Raw genomic sequence first — 20388 nt, forward strand, 5'->3', positions numbered from 1 at the left:
CTGATTGCGGTCATGTGCATCGGCCAGATCGGCAACCTGCTGCCGCATGTGACGTTGTCCGCGAATCTGGCGCAGCACCTGATGCCGGCGTGGGGACTGTCGGCGGCCGAAGGCGGCTTGATGGCGAGCGGTTACGCCTTCGGCTACATGCTCGCAGTGCCCGTACTGACGGCGTTGACCGACCGGATCGATGCGCGGCTGGTCCTGCTCTGGGGCTCGATCGTCAGCGGGCTGGCAACCGCGGCATTCGGAATCTTCGCGCAAGGGTTTTGGTCCGCGACCGCGATCTGGTCCCTTGCAGGGCTTGGATTTGCCGGCGCATACATGCCGGGATTGAAGGCGCTGACGGACCGGCTTCCCGCCGGCGACACCTCGCGCGCCGTCACGCTGTACACGTCGAGCTTCTCGCTCGGCGTCGGCCTCTCGTTCCTGGTCGCGCAATTGATCGCCGACCGTTGGGGATGGCGGACCGCCTTCCTTGTCACCGGCTTCGGTCCCGTCGCAATGGTCGTCGCGTGCCTTCTGGTGCAGGTGCAGCGGCCAGCGCCGAAGGCGGGACGTCTTTTGAACTTCACGCCCGTCTTCGCCAACCGCGAGGTGCTCGGATACATCTTCGGCTACGGCGCCCATTGCTTCGAGCTCTACGGCATCCGCACTTGGCTGGTGGGGTTCTGGACCTTCGTCGTCGCTCATCAGGGCGCGCCCTCCTGGTTGAGCCCCATCGTGTTGAGCTTCTGCTTTGCGGTGATCTCGATGCCCGCGAGCATCCTCGGCAACGAGGCCGCGCTGAAGTTCGGGCGCCATCGGGCAATCACGATCGTGATGATCGCATCGGCCTGCGTTGCGCTGATCATCGGACTCAACGCGACCGCCCCGGCATGGGTGCTCGCGCTGTTGCTGATGATCTACGGCCTGACCGTGCCGGCCGATTCCGGCGCGTTGACCGCCGGCATGTCGGCCGCGGCTGTGTCCGAACATCGTGGTGCAACTCTGGCCTTGCACTCCACCGTCGGCTTCGGCCTCTCAGCCGTGGGTGCCTGGGGGACCGGCGCCGCGCTCGACGCGGCCGGAGGGCCGCAGAGCGCAAGTGGCTGGCTGCTGGCGTTCATCGTCCTGGCTGCGGGAATCGCGGTGGGGCCGCTCGCGTTGCTGTGGGCGCAGATGGGCCATTCGGACAAACAACTGTCGTGAGCGCGAAGAGCTTCCTTCCCGGAAAGCTTTACACTTGAGGCAGCTCTACTCGTGCTGCCAAACCTTCACTGCCGAAATGATCAAGATCGCAGCCAATCCTGGCAGGAGAATCGAACTCGGGACGATGCCGAGAAACAGGCCGCCGATGAATGTGCCGAGTATGGATCCGATTGCCATTGCCAGCAAGAATTTCCAGTTGGCGCGGAGTACTGAAAAACTCTGATCCCGACTATAGCGCGCGAATCCCACGAGCATCGTCGGAAGGCTCACCGCGAGCGAGAGACTGCCTGCCAGCTTTACGTCCGCGCCGAACATCAAGATCAGGGTAGGAATCAGGAATTCTCCCCCGGCAACGCCGAGCAGCGACGCCACGATGCCGATAGCAAAGCCTGCCGCGATGCCTGCGACAATCAGGCTCGCGCCCGTTAGCGGCGGTGTGGTCGCTCCAGCGGTATTGTGTGCGAACAGGAGTACGCCAGCGATCACGAGCAACAAGGCGGCGATGACCTTGTACAGCGTTTCGGACTTGAGGCGCGTTGCCCAGGATGCCCCTGCGTAGGCGCCGACAAGGCTGCCGGCCAGCAGGTTCAGGATGACCGGCCAATGCACATATATTTCGACGAAGGGAACGGCGCGGGCACGAAATGGCAGTGCGCTCGCCACCACGATCAGGCTCGTCGCCTTGTTGAGGACCACAGCTTCACGACCGCAGACGAAATTCGGCGCCACCGAGACCTATGAGGCCGCTTGCTCTGGGCACGCGGGTCTGGGTCCCGCGGAATGGTAAGAGGATAGCTAGCGGGCAGCCTCGGTCACGAACGCTTGACCACGATCAATGACTGTTTTTGGCGCCCGAATATGGTACTGAGGGCGTGTTCCGGCCCGAGAGCTAGATTAATATCGATGCAGTTCGTCCGTACCATCCTGGCATTCGCCATCGCCATATCCCTGGCGATGCTGCCGGTTGCCGCGTCGGCTGCCGACCTCGCCATGTCGCCGGATGACATGCAAACGGCCATGCAAATGGGTGGCGACGCCAATATGTCGATGGACGATTGCTGCCCGGACCTGAAGGGAACGAGCTCCCACACTGGCACCTACAAGTGCGGGATGGGTTTCTGTTGCGTCGGCGGGATCATCGCGCTCGGTGACGTGCGGCCTGTCGCTTTCGGGTATTTTGCCGTAGCGGCGAGCAAGCTGGCCATTCCCGCCGATCAGGTCGTCTCCTTCCGCGGCGGCAGTCCTCCCTTCCGACCTCCTCGAACCTGATCTCGCAAAGCCCGAGACGCGAGCGGCATGCCTGCTCGCGACGACGACTGACGTGCGCGCCCGCGGCGCCACGGCTGAGATCAATCCATGAGGACACGACAATGCTTTCCAAAGTCAGCACCGTGGCTCTTGCCGCGACCCTTTCGCTTGCCGCGTCGGCCGCCATCGCGGGCGCCGGCGACTACACCTTCGAGCCCGTCAATCCGCAGATGAAGAAGGGCGGCGACGTCATGCTCGCCGTTCGCTTGACGAACAAGCAAACCGGCAGGCCGGTGTCGGACGCGGTCATCTTCAAGACCCGCGTCGACATGGCGCCGGACGGGATGGCCGAGATGGAATCGGCGGTTGCCCCGCTGCCTTCGAAGGAGCCGGGCGTGTACGCTTTCAAGACGGACCTGCCGATGGCCGGCCGCTACCAGATGACGCTGTCCGCGAAGGTACAGGGCGAACCGGAGACGGTCACCGGCAAGGTGATCGTCACGGCGACCCAGTGAGCGTTCGGGCGCCGCCCGGCGGCGCCCGATATTTTCCTTTTCCATACATACGGACGCGCTCTTCGGGCGCGCGGATACACGCCATGAAAACGCTGCGTCTTCTGACGGCTCTTGCGCTGGGGGGCGGCCTGGTCCTGGGCGCCTACTCGTATTCGAACGGCATGCGCCGGTCCGCGCTGGCCGGGTTCGCCCCGGCTGCCGCAGCCGCGGAACGAACTCCGCTCTACTATCGCGATCGGGGCGGCGCGCCGCTTTGGTCCGCGGCTCCGAAGAAGGACGAGCGGGGGCGGGACTATGTGCCGGTCTTCGAGGACGATGGTGCGGCCGCCGGGCCGGCGACGCCGAAGATGCAGGCGGCTTCCTCGCGAAAGATTCTCTACTACCGCAATCCCATGGGGCTGCCGGACACCTCGCCCGTGCCGAAGAAGGACGCGATGGGGATGGACTATGTTCCCGTCTACGAAGGCGACGACACCGACGACGGGACGGTGAAGCTTTCGCCCGGCAAGATCCAGCGCACCGGCGTCAAGTCGGAGCCCGCCGTGAGGCGGGTGATCCGGACCACCGTCAGGGCACCCGGCACCATCGCCCTCGACGAGCGGCGGATTTCCGTGATCGCCATGCGGTCGGAGAGCTTCATACTGAAGGTCGCCGACGTCACCACGGGTTCACATGTGGTCAAGGGCCAGCCTCTGATGGAGGTCTACAGCCCATCCGTTGCCTCGGCCGCGGCCGAGTACCTTGCCACGATCACATCGAAGACCATTGGGGGAGACGTTCAGTTCGGGCGCGGCTCCCGGCAGCGCCTGATGAACCTGGACGTGCCGGAGAGCGTCATTGCCGCCATCGAGAAGAGCCGCACCGTCCCGACCTCGATCGAGTGGACCTCCCCCCGCGATGGGATCGTGCTGGAGCGCAACGCCATCGACGGCATGCGGGTGCAGCCCGGCGGGGTCCTGTTCCGGATCGCTGATCATTCCGTGATGTGGGCGCTGATCGATGTCGCCGAACGCGATCTCGGCGTGATCGCGAGGGGCCAACCGGTCGCGGTAAAGGCGCGGAGCTTCCCCGGACGGGAGTTCACCGGGAAGGTCGAGGTGATCTATCCCGAGATCAACAAGGAGACCCGGACCGCGCGCGTGCGCATCGAATTGCAAAATCCGGAGCTGATCCTGCTGCATGACATGTACGTCGACGCCGACATCGACACCGGCAGCGGCGAGGCAGTCCTCGCGGTGCCCGAGAGCGCCGTGATGGACACCGGCAGCCGGCAAGCTGTTTTCGTCGACAAGGGAGAGGGCCGGCTGGAGCCACGCGAGGTCAAGCTCGGCCACCGGGGCGGCGGCTTCGTGGAGGTCCGGCAGGGTCTCGCGGAGGGCGACGCCGTGGTGGTCTCGGCGAATTTCCTGATCGATGCCGAAAGCAACCTGAAGGCCGCGCTGAAGGGCTTCGCGCAGGGGGCGCAGCAATGATCGCCCGCCTCATCGCCTGGTCCGCGCGCAACCTGCTGCTGGTCCTGTTCGGGACCGGCTTCGCGGCCGCGGCAGGGCTTTACGCGCTTTTGCATTTGCCGCTCGATGCCATCCCCGATCTCTCGGACACGCAGGTCATCGTCTACACGGAGTATTCCGGCCAGGCCCCGCAGGTGATCGAGGACCAGGTCACCTATCCGCTGACGACAGCGATGCTGACCGTGCCGAAGTCGAAGGTCGTCCGCGGCTTCTCGTTCTTCGGCGTCTCCTTCGTCTACGTCATCTTCGAGGACGGCACCGACATCTACTGGGCGCGCTCGCGCGTGCTGGAATTCCTCAACGGTGCCAGCGCGCGCCTGCCGGCCGGCGTGAGTCCCACGATCGGTCCCGACGCGACCGGCGTCGGCTGGGTCTACCAGTACGCCGTGATGTCGAAGGAACTGAACCTCGCCGACACCCGCACCATCCAGGACTGGAATCTGAAGTTCGCGCTCGCCAAGGCCGAGGGCGTCGCGGAAGTGGCCAGCGTCGGCGGCTTCGTCAAGCAGTACAACGTCATCCTCGATCCGCAGCGGATGCGCGATCTCGGCATCAGCATGCAGAAGATGCGCGAGGCGATCCGCGCCAGCAACGCCGACGTCGGCGGGCGGACGGTCGAACTCTCCGAGTTCGAGTACGTCATCCGCGGCAAAGGCTACATCAAATCGATCAACGATCTCGGCAACGTCGTCCTGAAGACCTCTGGCGGCACGCCCGTGCTGCTGCGCGACGTCGCGCGGGTCGAACTCGGTCCCGACGAGCGGCGCGGCATCGCGGAATTGAACGGCGAAGGCGAGGTCGCCAGCGGCATCGTGCTGCAGCGCTTCGGTCTCAACGCGCTGGAGGTCATCCAGAACGTCAAGAAGCGCTTCCAGGAGATCGCCTCGAGCCTGCCGAAATCGGTCGAGATCGTCCCGGTCTACGATCGCTCCAACCTGATCTACGCGGCCATCGATACCCTCAAGCATACTTTGTTCGAGGAAAGCGTCGTCGTCGCGCTGGTCTGCATCGTCTTCCTGCTCCACGTCCGCAGCGCCTTGGTCGCCATCCTGATGTTGCCCGTCGGCGTCTTGATGGCGTTCGGGGCCATGAAGCTGCTGGGCCTCGGCTCCAACATCATGAGCCTCGGAGGCATCGCCATCGCGATCGGCGCGATGGTGGATGCCGCAATCGTCATGATCGAGAACGCGCATAAGCACCTCGAACGAGCCGGGCCCGGAAAATCCCGGATCGACATCCTGATCGCCGCAGCTGCGGAGGTCGGGCCGGCACTGTTCTTCAGTCTGCTGATCATCACCGTGTCGTTTATGCCGATCTTCACGCTGGAGTCGCAGGAGGGGCGCCTGTTCAGCCCGCTGGCGTTCACCAAGACATTCTCAATGGCGGCGGCCGCACTCCTGTCGGTGACATTGGTGCCGGCGCTGATGATGATCTTCGTGCGCGGGCGGATCGTTCCCGAGCACAGGAATCCGATCAACCGCTTTCTGATCTGGATCTACCGACCGGTCATCAAGGGTGTCATGCGTGTCAAGACGCTGGTGATCGTGCTCGCGGTCGCCGTGCTGGCGGTGAGCATCTGGCCGGCGCGGCAGCTCGGCACCGAGTTCATGCCGAACCTGAACGAAGGCACGCTGCTCTACATGCCGACGACGCTGCCGGGCATCTCGGTCACGAAGGCCGGCGAACTGATGCAGACCCAGGACCGGATCATCCGCTCGTTTCCGGAAGTCGCCTCGGTCTACGGCAAGGCGGGGCGCGCCGCGACCGCCACCGACCCGGCCCCCTCCGAGATGTTCGAGACGATCGTCAACCTCAAGCCCAAGCAGGAGTGGCGCCCCGGCGTCACCATCGACGGCCTCATCGCCGAAATGGACAAGGCGCTGCAGTTTCCCGGCGTCTCGAACGCCTGGACCATGCCGATCAAGGCCCGCATCGACATGTTGTCCACGGGGATCCGGACGCCGATCGGCGTCAAGGTGATCGGCACCGACCTGGTCGAGATCGACAAGCTCGCAAAGCAGGTCGAGCAGGTCCTCAAAGCCGTTCCGGGCACCTCCTCGGCGTACGCCGAGCGCGGCATCGGCGGGTACTATCTCGAGGTCACGCCCGACCGGACCGCGCTGGCGCGCTACGGGATCATGGTCCAGGACGTTCAGGACACCATCGCGGCGGCGCTCGGCGGCCAGACGGTCACCACGACGATCGAAGGCAGGCAGCGCTTCACCGTCAACATGCGCTACCCGCGCGATTTGCGCGACAACCCGCAGGCTATCGCCAACGACGTGCTGGTGCCGATGCCCGCCGGCGGCGCGGTGCCGCTCGGCGAGGTCGCCAAGGTCGCGCTGGCGCGCGGGCCGACGTCGATCCGGACCGAGAACGGGCAGTTGGCGACCTACATCTACGTCGACATCCGCGACCGCGACCTCGGCGGCTACGTCGCCGACGCGAAAGCCGCCGTGCAGGCCAACATCCAGTTTCCGGCCGGCTACTACGTGATGTGGAGCGGCCAGTACGAATACCTGGAGCGCGCCACCGCGCGGCTCAAGATCGTCGTCCCCGTGACGCTGCTGATCATCTTCCTGCTGCTCTATCTGAACTTCCGCTCCATCACCGAGACGATGATCGTGATGCTGTCGCTGCCGTTCGCGCTGGTCGGCGGGCTGTGGCTGATGTGGTGGCTGGGCTTCAACCTGTCCGTGGCCGTCGCCGTCGGCTTCATCGCGCTCGCCGGCGTGGCGGCCGAGACGGGTGTCGTCATGCTGATCTATCTCAACCAGGCGCTGTCGGAGATCGCGGCGGGGCGTGCCGCCGAGGGGCGGGCGCTGACCCGCGGTGACCTGTACGACGCCATCATGGAGGGCGCGGTGGAGCGCGTCCGGCCCAAGATGATGACGGTAGTCGCCATCATGGCGGGGCTGCTGCCGATCATGTGGAGCACCGGGACCGGCTCCGAGATCATGCAGCGTATCGCGGTGCCGATGATCGGCGGCATGATCTCCTCCACGCTGCTGACGCTCGTCGTGATCCCGGCGATTTTCGGCCTGGTGAAGGGCTGGGGACTGCCCCGCGACGGCGAGGAGACCGGTGCAACCTCGAACCGCGTCCCGCCTGACGTATCCGAGGCAGCTTGAAACAGACTTCGGACGACAACATCGAGAGGAACTCATGCTCAAGAACGCGACGGCATGCGGGTTTGCCTTCGACCCGCTAAAGCGGAATGGGGTTAGGTTGAATCGATTTGGGATTCCCAAATCAGCTTGTTTCTGATTCACCATGCTGGCTGGGCGGAGGCCAGCATGGATGGGCAAGCCTTATTCTCTGGATCTTCGCAAGCGCGTTGTGGCCGCGATCGAGGGCGGAATGTCCCGCAATCGAGCCGCCAAGCAGTTTGGGGTGGCGATCAGCACGGCGATCGGCTGGATGAAGCGGGTCGATGAGACCGGCAGCGTTGCGCCCGGCCAGATGGGTGGTCACAAGCCGAAGGCGGTTTCGGGAGACCACGCAGTCTGGCTGTCGCAACGGATCAAGGACGGCGATTTCACCATACGCGGTCTCGTTTCCGAGCTTGCCGGTCGGGGGCTGAAGGTCGACTACCACTCGGTGTGGGACTTCGTGCATGCCGAGAAGCTCAGCTTCAAAAAAAAGCGTGGCGGCTGGCGAACGCGATCGACCCGAGGTCGCGCGGCGGCGAGCCCAGTGGACAAAGTATCAAGGTCGCGTCGAAGCTGAGCGGCTGGTCTTCATCGACGAGACCTGGACCAGGACCGATATGGCACCCTTGCGGGGATGGGCGCCGCGCGGGCGCAGGCTTCACACCAAGGTTCCTCACGGCCGCTGGACGACCATGACCTTCCTGGCGGCCCTGCGCCATGATCGGATCGATGCGCCATGGTTCATCGAGGGACCGATCGATGGCGTGAGCTTCCGTACCTATGTCGAGAAGGTCCTTCTGCCCGTCCTTCGACCCGGCGATATCGTCGTCTTGGATAACCTCGGCAGCCACAGGAGCAAAGCAGTTCGCCAGCTCATCCGTTCGGTCGGCGCCAAACTGTTCTTCCTGCCAAAATACTCGCCCGATCTGAACCCGATCGAACAGGTTTTTGCCAAGCTCAAGCACCTGCTCCGCAAAGCTGCCGCGCGAACCGTCGACGCGGTCTGCGCCGCAATCGGCCGCGCACTCGATGCCTTCACATCCGAGGAATGCGCCAACTACCTCAAAAATTCAGGCTATCGAACCTAATGCCATCACGCTTTAGACCTCAACCCCGGCGAAGCCTTGGCGTAGCCGGGTCGCGGGGCATGACAACGGAGTTTGATGCGGACACCTCTCTCCACAACATCATTGCGAGCGCAAGCGAAGCAATCCAGAATGTCTCCGCGGCGGCAGTCTGGATTGCTTCGTCGCAAGAGCTCCTCGCAATGACGGAGCATGAGGAGGCCCTTTTCATGTCGCTCAAACTGTTCGAACTCGTCGGCACCGATGCGTCACGCCCCTTCAGCCCGTATTGCTGGCGCATTCGGATGGCGCTGGCGCACAAGGGACTGGCGGCGCAATCGCTGCCCTGGCGCTTCACCGAGAAGAGCGCGATTGCGCCGCACGGCTCGGAGAAGGTCCCGGTGCTGCTGCATCACGACGAGCCGGTGGTCGATTCCTGGGCGATCGCGACCTATCTCGAAGACAATTTTCCGGACCGTCCGTCGCTGTTCGGCGGCGAGGGCGGCCGCGCCATGGCGCGCATGCTGAATGCCTGGGGCGACATCGCCATCGTCGGCGGCATCTTTCCGCTGATCGTCGCCGACATCCCGAAAAACCTTGCTGAGGTCGACGCCGCCTATTTCCGCCAGTCGCGCGAGGCGCGTTTCGGCGGCAAGAGTCTGGAAGAGGTGATGGCGGGCCGCGATGCCGGTGTGGTCGCGTTCCGCAAATCGCTCGAGGTGATGCGGCAGACCCTGAAGAAGCAACCCTTCATCGGCGGCGCTGCGCCGAACTATGCCGATTACATCGTGTTCGGCGGTTTTCAGTGGGCGCGCGTGACGAGCCCGTTCAAGCTGCTCGAGGCGGATGATCCGGTCTATGCCTGGCGGGAAAAGCTGCTCGATGCGTTCGACGGCATGGCGCGAAAATCGCCGGGACATGCGGTATAGGGCAGGCTCTCTCTTCGATGTGGCGCGACCTCGCGTCTTATGCGCAGTCATGCCACTTATTTGCCCGCGCTCGCCGCCGCCTCGCGCAAACAGGCCCGGCACAAACAATCCTCGCCCTTGACCGGCATCGGCAGCCGCGCCGTTTCCTCCGCGCACCAGCAGGTGCCTGAGAGATCGCAGCCGAATTCGGCGCCGCAGCGGGAACAGGCGAGGCGGCGCGGTTCCTGCAATGGAAATTCTTGCGGATTTGTCATGATTTGCGCAAAAGCTTCGCCGTCATTTTCATGTCGGGTTCATCCCCCGCTGCGGTATATTACGCCTCGCGCACGGACTCGGAAAGCGGTTGGCAACGCGCGAAGGACATATCGATGGCCCGCGATTCGCAAGCCGCCCTCGTCGCGCTCAACCGGTTCGGCTTCGGTGCCCGCGGCGGGGCGTCCGGAGATCTCATCAACGCGGCCTCGGATCCGCGCGGATTCGTCAAGGCGGAGCTGAGCCGCCCCAACGGCGTGCTGCTGGAGGCGCCAGGGCTGCAATCCACGCCGCAGCTCGGGCAGGCCGTGTTCGCCTATCAGGACCAGGTCAAGCAGGCGCGCGAGGCCGCCGCCAAAGCCGGCGCGCCGACTGAGGCGACGCCGCCGCAGGCGCCGTCCGATCAAAAGCCCGGATTGCGCCGCAATCTCTCGCTGAACACCGCGGCGACCGAGATCGCCGGCCGGATGGCCGAGGCCAGGCCGACTGACAGCAAGCCGACTGACAACAAGCCGGCCGACAATATGGCGAAGCCCGACACGATGCAGCCCAACGCCGCTGCGCCCCCCGCCGCAAAACCCGCGCCGCAGCCGCTCAACGTCATCCAGAAAACCTTTCGCGCCGAGGCGCTGGCGCGGTTGCAGCGCGCGACGCTGGTCGAGTGCGGCTTCACCGAACGTCTGGTCGTATTCTGGTCCAACCATTTTTGCATCTCCGCCAGCAAAGGCGAGCTGGCGCGGATATGGGCCGGCGCGTTCGAGCGCGAGGCGATCAGGCCGCATGTGCTCGGGCGTTTCGCCGACATGCTCCGGGCCGTCGAGCAGCACCCGGCGATGCTGTTCTTCCTCGACAACCAGCAATCGCTCGGGCCGGACTCGCGCGCGGGCCAGAACCGCAAGCGCGGGCTGAACGAAAATCTCGCCCGCGAAATCATGGAGCTGCATACGCTCGGCGTTGGCGGCGGCTACACGCAGGACGACGTCACCTCGCTCGCGCGCATCATCACCGGCTGGACCTTTGCCGGCCGGCAGGGACAGCTCGGCTCACCCGGCTCCTTCGTGTTCAATACCAATGCGCATCAGCCCGGGCCGCAAATGCTGCTTGGCAAGACCTACGAGCCGACCGGGCTCGCGCAGGGCGAGGCCGCGCTCGCCGACATTGCCCGTCATCCCTCGACTGCGAACTTCATCGCCACCAAATTCGTCCGCCATTTCGTCGCCGACGATCCGCCGCCGGCGTTGGTGGCACGATTGCGCGATGTCTTCATCAAGACCGACGGCGATCTCAAGGCGCTTGCAACGGCACTGGTCGATTCCGACGAGGCGTGGAAGGCGCCGCTGACCAAGATGCGTTCGCCTTACGATTTCGTGGTCGCGAGTGGCCGGCTGCTGGCGCGCGTGCCGGAAGATCCCGGCGGCTACCTCAACAATCTCAATCTGCTGGGACAGCCGCTGTGGTCGCCGGCCGGCCCTAATGGTTTCGCCGACACCAGCGCCGCCTGGGCTGCGCCCGAAGGCATCAAGCTTCGGCTTGACATCGCCGCGCAGATGGGCGCGCGGCTGGGCAACAACATCGACCCGCTCGACCTCTTGGAATTTGCCGCCGCAGATGCGGCCTCCATCGAAACGCGGCGGACCATCGAGCGCGCGGAGTCGCGGCAGCAGGCGCTGGCGCTGCTGTTGATGTCGCCGGAAATGCAAAGGAGATGATGATGATCGACTGCGTCGAGAACCGCCTCATCACCTCGCGCCGCGGCCTCCTGCTCGGCGGCGCGTCCTTCGCGGCGTGGGCCTATTTGCCGAAATTCGCGCGCGCGGCGGATGGCCGCGATCCGCGACTGATGGTCGTGATCCTGCGCGGCGCGCTCGATGGGCTCTCGACCGTCGCGCCGGTTGGCGACCCCGATTATGCCGGCCTGCATGGATCGATCGCGCTTGCGGCGGACGGCGCGCATCCCGCGATCATGCTCGATACTTTTTTCGCGCTGCATCCGGCGATGCCGGAATTTGCGCGGATGTATCGCGACATGCATGGCGCCGTGATCCATGCGGTCGCGACGCCCTATCGCGACCGTTCGCATTTCGACGGCCAGGACGTGCTCGAAAGCGGCTACGCCGGCCCGGGGCGCGTGCAATCCGGCTGGCTCAACCGTGCGCTGGAAGCGCTGCCGCGCGGCGAGCGCGTGTCGAGCGGGCTTGCGGTCGGGCCCACCACGCCGCTGGTGCTGCGCGGCAATGCGCCGACCGTCGGCTGGGCGCCGGTGGCGCTGGCGCAAGCGGACGACGACACCGCGAGGCGGCTGGTCGATCTCTACCGTCATCGCGATCCCGCGCTGGCGTCGGCCTTGTCGCAGGCCCTTCAGCTCGAGAAGGCAGCGAGCGGCGACGACATGAAGCCGAAGCCGGGCAACGCGGTCGCGCAGATGCGGCAGGTCGCGCGCGGCGCCGCAAAACTGATGGCGGCCGACGACGGCCCGCGCATCGCCGCGCTCGCCTTCGACGGCTGGGACACGCACGCCAACGAAGGCGGGCCGGTCGGTCGCCTCGCGTTCCTGCTCGGCGGTCTGGACGGTGCGCTCGCCGAATTCGAAAGCGGCCTCGGCGATCACTGGCGCGACACCGTCGTCGTGGTCGCGACCGAGTTCGGCCGCACCGCGCGCATCAACGGCACCGACGGCACCGACCACGGCACGGGAACGATCGCGCTGCTCGCCGGCGGCGCGGTGAAGGGCGGCCGCGTCATCTCCGACTGGCCCGGCCTCAAGCCCGCCAACCTCTACGAAGGCCGTGACCTCAAGCCGACCACCGATCTGCGCTCCGTGATCAAGGGCGTGCTGCAGGGACAGTTCGGCCTGTCGGATCGCGCGCTGGCGGAGACGGTGTTCCCGGACAGCGCAAGCGCAAGGCCGATGAAGGGGCTGGTTGCTTAACCTCTCCCCGCCCTTGAGTGGGGAGAGGTCGGATTGCGTAGCAATCCGGGTGAGGGGCAAAGCAATGCGCGGCCACGATCAGAAATCCATCCGACGCGCACGGCGACTGCGCGTCGATCAAACAGATGCAAAGACAGTTCTCTGGAATCGAATCCGCAACCGTCGCGTCGACGGTAACAAGTTCGTCAGGCAGGAGCCGATCATCGGCTATATCTGCGACTTCGTCTGCCGTGAGAAGCGGTTTATCATTGAAGTCGATGGTGGCCAGCACAACGAGTCGACAGCCGACGCGATCCGAGATGAACGCCTGCGCGAAAGAGGCTATAAGATCCTTCGCTTCTGGAACAACGACGTACTCGGAAATATCGACGGCGTTTTGTCCATTATTCAGACCGAACTCGCGGAGGCAGCCCCTCACCCCACCCTCTCCCCGTAAGAACGGGGCGAGGGAGTGAGAGGGCGGTGCGTTCCCGACTCTAAAGGCGATCGAAGCTCCGGCGCTTGCCGCGGGTCTCAACCTCTCCCCGCCCTTCTGCGGGGAGAGGTCGGATCGCGCAGCGATCCGGGTGAGGGGCCAGGCACATCGCTTTCCAAGACGACAGTCCATCCGACTCGCACAATGACGGTGCGCGGATTATGGACTTCAATTACAATTCAGACCGAACTCGCGGAGGCAGCCCCTCACCCCACCCTCTCCCCGTAAGAACGGGGCGAGGGAGTGAGAGGGCGGTGCCTCCCTTACGATCGCCTGATAGGAGACACCCCATGTACATTGCCATGAACCGCTTCCGCGTCACCAAAGGCTCTGAATCCGCCTTCGAGCAGGTCTGGCTTTCGCGCGATACCCATCTCGACAAGGTGCCGGGCTTCGTCGAATTTCATCTGCTGCGCGGCCCCGAGCTCGAGGACCACACGCTGTACGCTTCGCACACGGTGTGGGCCAATTACGCCGCGTTCGAGGCCTGGACCAAGTCGGAGGCTTTTCGTGCCGCGCATCAGCGTGCTGGCGACAACAAGCCGCTTTATCTCGGCCATCCACAGTTCGAAGGATTTGAGGTGATGCAGACGGTCGGACGCGGCGCGAAGTAGCACGCCGCGCTTCAAGTGTCAGTCGTGCGTAATCTTGTCGATCTCGGCGAGATCATCCGCACTGAGCTTCCACGCGATCGCCTTCACATTCTCTTCGACCTGCTCGACGCGGGTGGCACCGGCGATCACGCTCGACACCTGCGGGCGCGCGGCGAGCCAGGAAAAGGCGAGCTCGAGCATGCTGTGCCCGCGCGCCTTCGCGAAGGCCGTGAGCTTCTCGACGATGTCCTCGTTGCGCGGCGTGACGTAGCGGTCGCGCAGCCGCGGCACCTTGCCGAACCGGGTGTCGCCGGGCGCGGCCTCGCCCTTGCTGTATTTGCCGGTCAGAAGTCCGCTTGCGAGCGGGAAGAACGGCAGTAATCCGAGCTTGTATTCCTGCGCGGCCGGCAGCAGATCCTTCTCGATATCGCGCACGACCAGGGAATATTCGTCCTGGCAGGAGACGAAGCGGCTGACATTCATCGCGCGTGCGACATACTCAGCTTCGGCAACCCGCCAGGCCGGAAAGTTCGAATTGCCGATGTAGCGGACCTTACCCTGCCGGACGAGATCGTCGAGCGCGCGCAAGCTCTCCTCGATCGGCGTCAGCTGGTCGTAATCGTGCTGCTGGTAGAGATCGATGTAATCGGTCTTCAGCCGCTTCAGGCTCGCGTCCACGGCGTCCATGATGTAGCGGCGCGAGGCGCCCTGCCTGGTTCCGTCCTCCGCCATGGGCTTGGAGTATTTCGTCGCCAGTACGATGTCCTTGCGGCGATCGCCCAGCACGGCGCCGAGCACATTTTCCGAGCCGCCCATGTTCGAATAGATGTCGGCGGTGTCGAACAGCGTGATGCCGAGATCGAGCGCCCGATGGATCACCTTGCGCGAGGTCTCCAGGTCGGTGCGCTGGCCGAAATTGTTGCAGCCGAGTCCGACCGCAGACACGCGCAGGCCGGAGGCGCCGAGATTACGAATTTCCATGGGAGATCCCTGTCAGAGATGGGCAGGGGCGCATTGTGACTGCGGTGCGCCGCTGCAGCAAGCCGCGCGCCGCGTTGCTGCCATGCCGACAAGGAACTGCGGACAAAAAAATGCGGCCCCTGTCAGACGCGGCGACTGACGGGGACCGCTTGGGGCGCTTGATCGGTGACGGGGGGCCTGATCAGACGCAGCCACAACCTAGTCCCGCTATGTTACGCGCGGGTGACAGCCAGAGTTATCCACAGGGGGGCTGCTGCAGCGGATCAGAATATCTTGCGATAGACGATGAAGCCGGAGCGCTCGGCGACCTTGTCGTACAGGCGCTGCGCCGTGACGTTGGTCTCGTGCGTCTGCCAGTAGACGCGCGGGGCCCCTGCGAGTTGCGCGCGCTCGTAGACGCCGTGGATCAGCGCCGAGCCGACACCCTTGCCGCGTGCGGCCTCGGTCGTGAACAGGTCCTGCAAATAGCAGGACGGCTCGATCGCGGTGGTGCTGCGATGAAAGAGATAGTGCGTCAGCCCGAGCAGGCGGCCGTCGCTTTCGGCGACGAGCGCGTGCACCGGCTCATAGGCATCGAAGAAGCGCTGCCACGTGATCCGCGTGATCTCGCCTGAGAGCGCGGTCGAGCCGGAGCGGCCGTAGAAGGCGTTGTAGCCGTCCCACAGCGGCAGCCATTGATCGTAGTCCTGCTTGGTGACGGAGCGAATGGTGAGGGGCATGTGAGAATTCCACGATCTCGGGGCGCACGACGAAGAGGTGTCACTTCATACGTGATGATTGCACTGCCGATCAATCGCTCAGTCGCATCACTCCGCGACGCGCAGATACCGGATCAGCTTGCGGGCCGCGGGATCGCGCAGCGAGCGGTAGTAGTCGGCGCGGGACGGCGCATCGGTGTGGCGGACGAGGTCGGTCACGGGCGTGTAGCTCAGCATGCGCCCGCCGTCGGGCAGCGCGGCGCAGACGAAGCGCAGCACCTCGCCATTGCGCAAGGCGATGTTGATCGGCGTGGCATCGCCGATCCGCACCATCTCCATGCGCTGCGCGATGAAGGTGCCGAGCTCGTCCTCGGGCAATTCGAACGCGCCAGTGTCGCGGCCGTGATACATCAGCGCGATGAAAGGCGGCTTGTCGTCGGCGATGTCGTCCGGCACCGCAAAATAATCGCGGAACGCACGGTTGATGAATTCGGCGCGGGTCTCCGCATCGAGCAGCACGATGCCGATATCGACCTGGTCGAGCGCGGCCGACAACCGCGCGGCGGTGGCGTGGCTCTGGCGCTCGGCGGCAAACGTGCCGAGCAGCCGCTCGCGCATCAGGCCGGTGATGCCTGCGGTGCCCGCGGCTGTGATTGCCAGGAGGCCGAGTGGGAGCAGATCCGCCGCGGCATAGAACGAAACGCCGTGGTGGTTGAGCAACAGCAGTGCCGCGCCGATCACCGCGACGGCTGCGCTGGCGACGGCGGAGGCGAGACCCGAGAGCGCGCCGGCAAGGGCCACGATGCCGACGAGCAACGGTGCCAGTGAGAGGACAGCAACATGGAGATCGAGCAGGATCGCCAGCAGCAGAGTTGCTGCCGCCAGCGCCGGACCGGAGATCGCACGCCATCCGAACCGCATGGGCCTGTCTCGCTTCTCCCTGAATGAGGTAAGTCGGCAACACTGGCTGATTGTTGCGCCAATGCGATGCGGTTTCGCGCGGTGTGCTTAAGGCGCGCTTTTGTGCATGCGCAAAGCTTTCGGATGATTTTAGGCCAAGTGCGCGTGCTTGACGCGTTGTTGCAGCGCGGGCGCATTCAGCGTCGACGTCCCCGGGCCCTTGCGCGTGCCGACGAATATCAACAGCGATGCCGCGACGAGGATGGCCGCAGTCAGGGTGATTGCAACGACTACCACAGGTGATTTCATCGACGTCCTGTCGCGATGCCGGTCGGCGCGGGGCACGCGGCGCCTTGAAGGCGGGTCCAGGATGAAACGGGAATCAGAGCGGCAGGCCCATCGCCATGGTCGCCTTGGTCGAGAGCACCGTCAGGGTGGCGATCAGGCACAGCGAGAGCGCGGCGACGGCGAGCGAGGCCGCGACCGCGTTGGTCAGCCGGGAAGACGAAACGGTAGCGGGTTGGCCTTGAAAGCCTGCCGTGCCGGACGCCCGAATCATGGTCTAAATCCTTCAACGCGCGAGCGAATCACCCGCGACATCGGACAATTTCACTGTTTCAACCGGCAATATTGCGGCGGCTAACGCGGCGAAAATGGCGGGATTGCGGCAAAGACGGCCCTTGTGCCCGCTATTCGCCAGAGCGCGGTCGCGCCGTCAGGCGCCCGCGGCGATGCTGGCGGGGTCGTCGACGTCGGCCGGCCGCCAGTCCATTGCGACGAAGCCGGGGGCGGCTTCCACGCGCTTCAGCCAGTCCCGAATCGCCGGGAAGGTCGAGAGGTCAAAGTCGCAGCGGTCGGCGAGGTGGGTGTAGCCGTACAGCGCGATGTCGGCGACCGTGAGCTGGCGGGCGGCGAAATAGGCGTTGGCCCTGAGGTGGTTCTCCATCACCTGGAGGGCGCCATAGCCGCGCTCCATCCAGTCCTCCAGCGAATGGGTCTGCAGGTCGCGGCCGCCCCTCACCAGCGACAGCCAGAAATAGGCGGCGCCGATGTTCGGCTCCAGCGCGTGCTGCTCGAAGAACATCCATTGCAGCGCGTCGGCGCGATCGATGCGGTTCTCGGGCGCGAGCGGCGTGCCGACGGCGACGTACCAGAGGATGGCGTTGGACTCGGCGAGATAGCGATCGTCGCCGACCTCGAGCAGCGGCACCTGACCGGACGGGTTCTTGGCCAGGAAGTCCGGGGTGCGGCTCTCGCCGCGCAGAATGTCCACCTCGACCGCTTCGTAAGGCAAGTTCAGCAGCGCCAACGCAAGGCGGACCTTGTAGCTGTTGCCAGAGCGTTGCATCGAATAGAGCTTGTACATTCTGAGGATGATTCCGGAAGACGGGAAGGCGCGGCGCTTGTTGCCCTGCAACGCGGCTAAACAATGATGCCGATGCGAATCCGCTGCAAGGGCTGGCCACTAGAAAAACTCGAAAACCCTACCGCATTGCAACGCGGCGGAAGATCATTTCCGTGCGACCAGGCAACTCAGTTCACGCTTGCGTCAACGCCGCTTGCGCATCGCTGCGCGTGATCGTGGGCGAGCAGAGCAATCAGGGTCAGGACGCCAAGCTTCCGCATCGTCCTGGCCGGGCATAGCCGTCCGAAGGACGGCGTTGCTTTCGCTCGCCTATGTCCCGGCCCATCCACGTCTTGTCACGCCATACAAAGAACGTGGAAGCCCGGGCATGACGGCGTTCTGGCTTCCTGTCGCCGACAAGCAAAATTGCTCCGAGGACAAGTCTTGTCGGACAAGCCTTGTCGGATATGTGGGATTTAACCGGCAAAGTTGCGGAAAATTGCTGGGAATCACACCTCGATGCGCTCCAGACCCGTAAACTTTTGCGAGATCGGACCGAAGCTTCTTGCGGTGCAACGGCACTCGTTTTAGGGTGACTTATTCCCACAATCGGAGTCGTGAGGCCAAAGGGTTCACGACGCTTGTCAGGAGATGACGATGTCCTTCCTTGCCGCTGCGCTCGACCGTGTGAAGCCGTCCGCCACCATCGCGGTCACGGATAAAGCACGTGCGCTGAAAGCGGCGGGCCGCAACGTCATCGGCCTCGGCGCCGGCGAGCCCGACTTCGACACGCCCGCCAACATCAAGCTGGCGGCGATCCACGCCATCGAAGCCGGCAAGACCAAGTACACCGCGGTCGACGGCATTCCCGAGTTGAAGGAAGCCATCATCGGCAAGTTTCAGCGCGAGAACGGCGTCGTCTACAAGGCGAACCAGATCATCGTCGGCACCGGCGGCAAGCAGGTGCTCTACAACGCGCTGATGGCAACCATCAATCCGGGCGACGAGGTGATCATCCCCGCGCCCTACTGGGTCAGCTATCCCGAGATGGTGGCGCTCGCCGGCGGCGAGCCGGTGCCGGTGGTCTGCACCGCCGCGGCCGGCTTCAAGCTCCAGGCCGAAGCGCTCGAGCGCGCGATCACGCCGAAGACCAAATGGGTGATCCTGTGCTCGCCGTCGAACCCGACGGGAGCCGCCTACACCAGGACCGAGCTGAAGGCGCTCACCGACGTGCTGGTGAAGCATCCGCATGTCTGGGTCATGACCGACGACATGTACGAGCATCTCGTCTATGACGACTTCCAGTTTACCACGGTCGCGCAGGTCGAGCCGAAACTCTACGACCGCACGCTCACCGTGAACGGCGTGTCGAAGGCCTATTGCATGACCGGCTGGCGCATCGGCTATGCCGGTGGCCCGCCCCAGCTCATCAAGGCGATGTCGACGATCCAGTCGCAGTCGACCTCGAACCCGTCGTCGATTGCGCAATGGGCCGCGGTTGAGGCGCTGAACGGTCCGCAGGACTTCATCCCCGCCAACAACAAGGTGTTCAAGGAGCGCCGCGACCTCGTCGTCTCCATGCTCAACCAGGCCAAGGGCATCGAGTGCCCGCGCCCCGAGGGCGCCTTCTACGTCTATCCGTCCTGCGCCGGCACGATCGGCAAGACCGCGCCGTCGGGCAAGGTGATCGACAATGACGAGACGTTCGTGACCGAGCTGCTCGAGACCGAAGGCGTTGCCGTCGTGCAGGGGTCGGCCTTCGGCCTTGGACCTGCGTTCCGCATCTCCTACGCGACCAAGACCTCGGACCTCGAAGATGCCTGCAAGCGCATCCAGCGCTTCTGCGGCAATCTGCGCTGAGCTCGCAGAAATGATGTGACATGAAGGGCCCGCGCAATGCGGGCCCTTTTTCTTTCAGGTCTGCGCGATCTGGCGCCACCGGAACTGTTGTGCCATAGAACGTTGCGCGGCGTGCGCCGCGCCTCCATGCTCGCATCACATTCATCGCCGGAGATATTCATGCGCCGTTCACTCCTCCTCGCCGGGCTCACCGTTGTGAGCCTCGTTGCCTCCGTTGCGGGCGCCAGCGCGCAGTCGCGGATGGTGCAGGTGGGCGTGCTCGAATGCCGCGGCGGCGCCAGCGTCGGCTTCATCGTTGGCTCAGTGACCAATCTCGGCTGCGTGCTGCGAGTCGATGGTTTGCCGGACGACCGTTACGTCGCGACGATCCGCAAGGTGGGCCTCGACCTCGGCATCACCCAGGAAACGGCACTCGCCTGGGGTGTGTTCGCGCCGGTGAACCGGCTCGGACCGGGCGACCTCGCCGGCAACTACGCCGGTGCGCAGGGCAGCGCGTCCGTCGGCGTCGGCCTCGGCGGCAACGTGCTGGTCGGCGGCTCCAACAATTCGATCGCGCTCCAGCCGCTCAGCGTGCAGGGCCAGGTCGGCCTCAGCGTCGCTGCCGGCCTCGAGAGCCTGGAACTTCGGCCCGGTCGTTAAGAGCGGGTCGTTAAGACCTGATCTCACTGACGACGCACCGCAGCGACGTTTGATGCTTGCCAAATCTCGGGGACGGGCAGAGCATCCGCGTTTGCCGACCCAATCA

The 20388-nt window shown here is 64.7% G+C and carries 20 protein-coding genes and 1 pseudogene; 13 read left to right on the plus strand and 8 right to left on the minus strand.

Translation table 11 applies throughout. The features are described 5' to 3' along the window. Positions 1-12 precede the first annotated feature (12 nt). On the plus strand, positions 13-1191 hold the full coding sequence (locus QCM77_RS30280; protein WP_279686062.1) for an MFS transporter: 1179 nt from the start codon (positions 13-15) through the stop codon (positions 1189-1191). A 45-nt stretch (positions 1192-1236) separates the two neighbouring features. Here QCM77_RS30280 and QCM77_RS30285 read toward each other — a convergent pair. Beyond that, a pseudogene (locus tag QCM77_RS30285) lies at positions 1237-1951 on the minus strand (sulfite exporter TauE/SafE family protein). 143 nt (positions 1952-2094) lie between these two features. On the opposite strand from QCM77_RS30285, the gene QCM77_RS30290 reads away from it, so the two are divergent. From QCM77_RS30290 to QCM77_RS30315, 6 genes are all read left to right on the plus strand, one after another. Then, the gene (locus QCM77_RS30290) at positions 2095-2460 is read left to right on the plus strand and encodes a hypothetical protein (protein ID WP_279665097.1); all 366 of its coding nucleotides are present in this window, start codon (positions 2095-2097) and stop codon (positions 2458-2460) included. Positions 2461-2561: 101 nt separating this feature from the next. Continuing rightward, positions 2562-2954, plus strand: a complete 393-nt coding sequence (locus QCM77_RS30295) for a FixH family protein (protein WP_279665098.1) — start codon at positions 2562-2564, stop codon at positions 2952-2954. A gap of 83 nt (positions 2955-3037) precedes the next feature. Beyond that, positions 3038-4426, plus strand: coding sequence for an efflux RND transporter periplasmic adaptor subunit (locus QCM77_RS30300; protein WP_279686048.1), 1389 nt, complete (start codon positions 3038-3040; stop codon positions 4424-4426). Beyond that, positions 4423-7596 (plus strand): efflux RND transporter permease subunit, encoded by a 3174-nt coding sequence (locus QCM77_RS30305; RefSeq protein ID WP_279686049.1) that lies wholly within the window; start codon positions 4423-4425, stop codon positions 7594-7596. The genes QCM77_RS30300 and QCM77_RS30305 overlap by 4 nt, the downstream gene beginning before the upstream one ends. A 169-nt stretch (positions 7597-7765) precedes the next feature. Next, a protein-coding gene (locus QCM77_RS30310; protein WP_462676133.1) for an IS630 family transposase occupies positions 7766-8705 on the plus strand; the annotation gives its coding sequence in 2 pieces (ribosomal slippage) (positions 7766-8101 and positions 8103-8705; 939 coding nt in all). A gap of 206 nt (positions 8706-8911) precedes the next feature. Then, positions 8912-9610 carry a glutathione S-transferase family protein gene (locus QCM77_RS30315; RefSeq protein ID WP_279661416.1) on the plus strand — a complete coding sequence of 233 codons (699 nt, stop codon included), beginning with the start codon at positions 8912-8914 and terminating at the stop codon, positions 9608-9610. Positions 9611-9666: 56 nt separating this feature from the next. Here the strand turns inward: QCM77_RS30315 and QCM77_RS30320 are convergent, their stop codons facing one another. Further along, complete coding sequence (locus QCM77_RS30320) at positions 9667-9864, minus strand: cysteine-rich CWC family protein (protein ID WP_279661415.1); 198 nt, start codon at positions 9862-9864, stop codon at positions 9667-9669. A 114-nt stretch (positions 9865-9978) separates the two neighbouring features. On the opposite strand from QCM77_RS30320, the gene QCM77_RS30325 reads away from it, so the two are divergent. The 4 genes from QCM77_RS30325 (at position 9979) to hmuQ (ending at position 13880) form a co-directional block, all read left to right on the plus strand. Beyond that, positions 9979-11571: a DUF1800 domain-containing protein gene (locus tag QCM77_RS30325; RefSeq protein ID WP_279686050.1), complete on the plus strand. Its 1593-nt coding sequence runs from the start codon at positions 9979-9981 to the stop codon at positions 11569-11571. 2 nt (positions 11572-11573) lie between these two features. Then, on the plus strand, positions 11574-12791 hold the full coding sequence (locus tag QCM77_RS30330) for a DUF1501 domain-containing protein (protein ID WP_279686051.1): 1218 nt from the start codon (positions 11574-11576) through the stop codon (positions 12789-12791). A 64-nt stretch (positions 12792-12855) separates the two neighbouring features. Then, complete coding sequence (locus tag QCM77_RS30335; protein WP_279686052.1) at positions 12856-13227, plus strand: endonuclease domain-containing protein; 372 nt, start codon at positions 12856-12858, stop codon at positions 13225-13227. Between the two features lie 329 nt (positions 13228-13556). Next, positions 13557-13880: a heme-degrading protein HmuQ gene (gene hmuQ / locus QCM77_RS30340; protein ID WP_279661412.1), complete on the plus strand. Its 324-nt coding sequence runs from the start codon at positions 13557-13559 to the stop codon at positions 13878-13880. 18 nt (positions 13881-13898) lie between these two features. On the opposite strand, the gene QCM77_RS30345 is transcribed toward hmuQ, so the two are convergent. From QCM77_RS30345 to QCM77_RS30370, 6 genes are all read right to left on the minus strand, one after another. Then, positions 13899-14840 carry an aldo/keto reductase gene (locus QCM77_RS30345; RefSeq protein ID WP_279686053.1) on the minus strand — a complete coding sequence of 314 codons (942 nt, stop codon included), beginning with the start codon at positions 14838-14840 and terminating at the stop codon, positions 13899-13901. A gap of 263 nt (positions 14841-15103) precedes the next feature. Beyond that, positions 15104-15559, minus strand: a complete 456-nt coding sequence (locus QCM77_RS30350; RefSeq protein WP_279686054.1) for a GNAT family N-acetyltransferase — start codon at positions 15557-15559, stop codon at positions 15104-15106. Positions 15560-15646: 87 nt separating this feature from the next. After that, the gene (locus QCM77_RS30355; protein WP_279661409.1) at positions 15647-16459 is read right to left on the minus strand and encodes a PAS-domain containing protein; all 813 of its coding nucleotides are present in this window, start codon (positions 16457-16459) and stop codon (positions 15647-15649) included. Between the two features lie 129 nt (positions 16460-16588). Continuing rightward, positions 16589-16783 (minus strand): hypothetical protein, encoded by a 195-nt coding sequence (locus tag QCM77_RS30360; RefSeq protein WP_279686063.1) that lies wholly within the window; start codon positions 16781-16783, stop codon positions 16589-16591. Positions 16784-16820: 37 nt separating this feature from the next. Next, entirely contained in the window at positions 16821-16997 is a 177-nt protein-coding gene (locus QCM77_RS30365; protein ID WP_279661407.1) for a hypothetical protein, read from the minus strand. A gap of 156 nt (positions 16998-17153) precedes the next feature. Next, entirely contained in the window at positions 17154-17804 is a 651-nt protein-coding gene (locus QCM77_RS30370; protein WP_279686055.1) for a glutathione S-transferase family protein, read from the minus strand. Positions 17805-18440: 636 nt separating this feature from the next. Between QCM77_RS30370 and QCM77_RS30375 the strand changes: the two genes are divergently transcribed. Then, positions 18441-19643: a pyridoxal phosphate-dependent aminotransferase gene (locus QCM77_RS30375; protein WP_279686056.1), complete on the plus strand. Its 1203-nt coding sequence runs from the start codon at positions 18441-18443 to the stop codon at positions 19641-19643. A 159-nt stretch (positions 19644-19802) separates the two neighbouring features. Continuing rightward, positions 19803-20282 (plus strand): DUF992 domain-containing protein, encoded by a 480-nt coding sequence (locus tag QCM77_RS30380; protein WP_279661404.1) that lies wholly within the window; start codon positions 19803-19805, stop codon positions 20280-20282. Positions 20283-20388 lie beyond the last annotated feature (106 nt).

The organism is Bradyrhizobium nivariense, assembly GCF_029846695.2.
GTDB lineage: Bacteria > Pseudomonadota > Alphaproteobacteria > Rhizobiales > Xanthobacteraceae > Bradyrhizobium.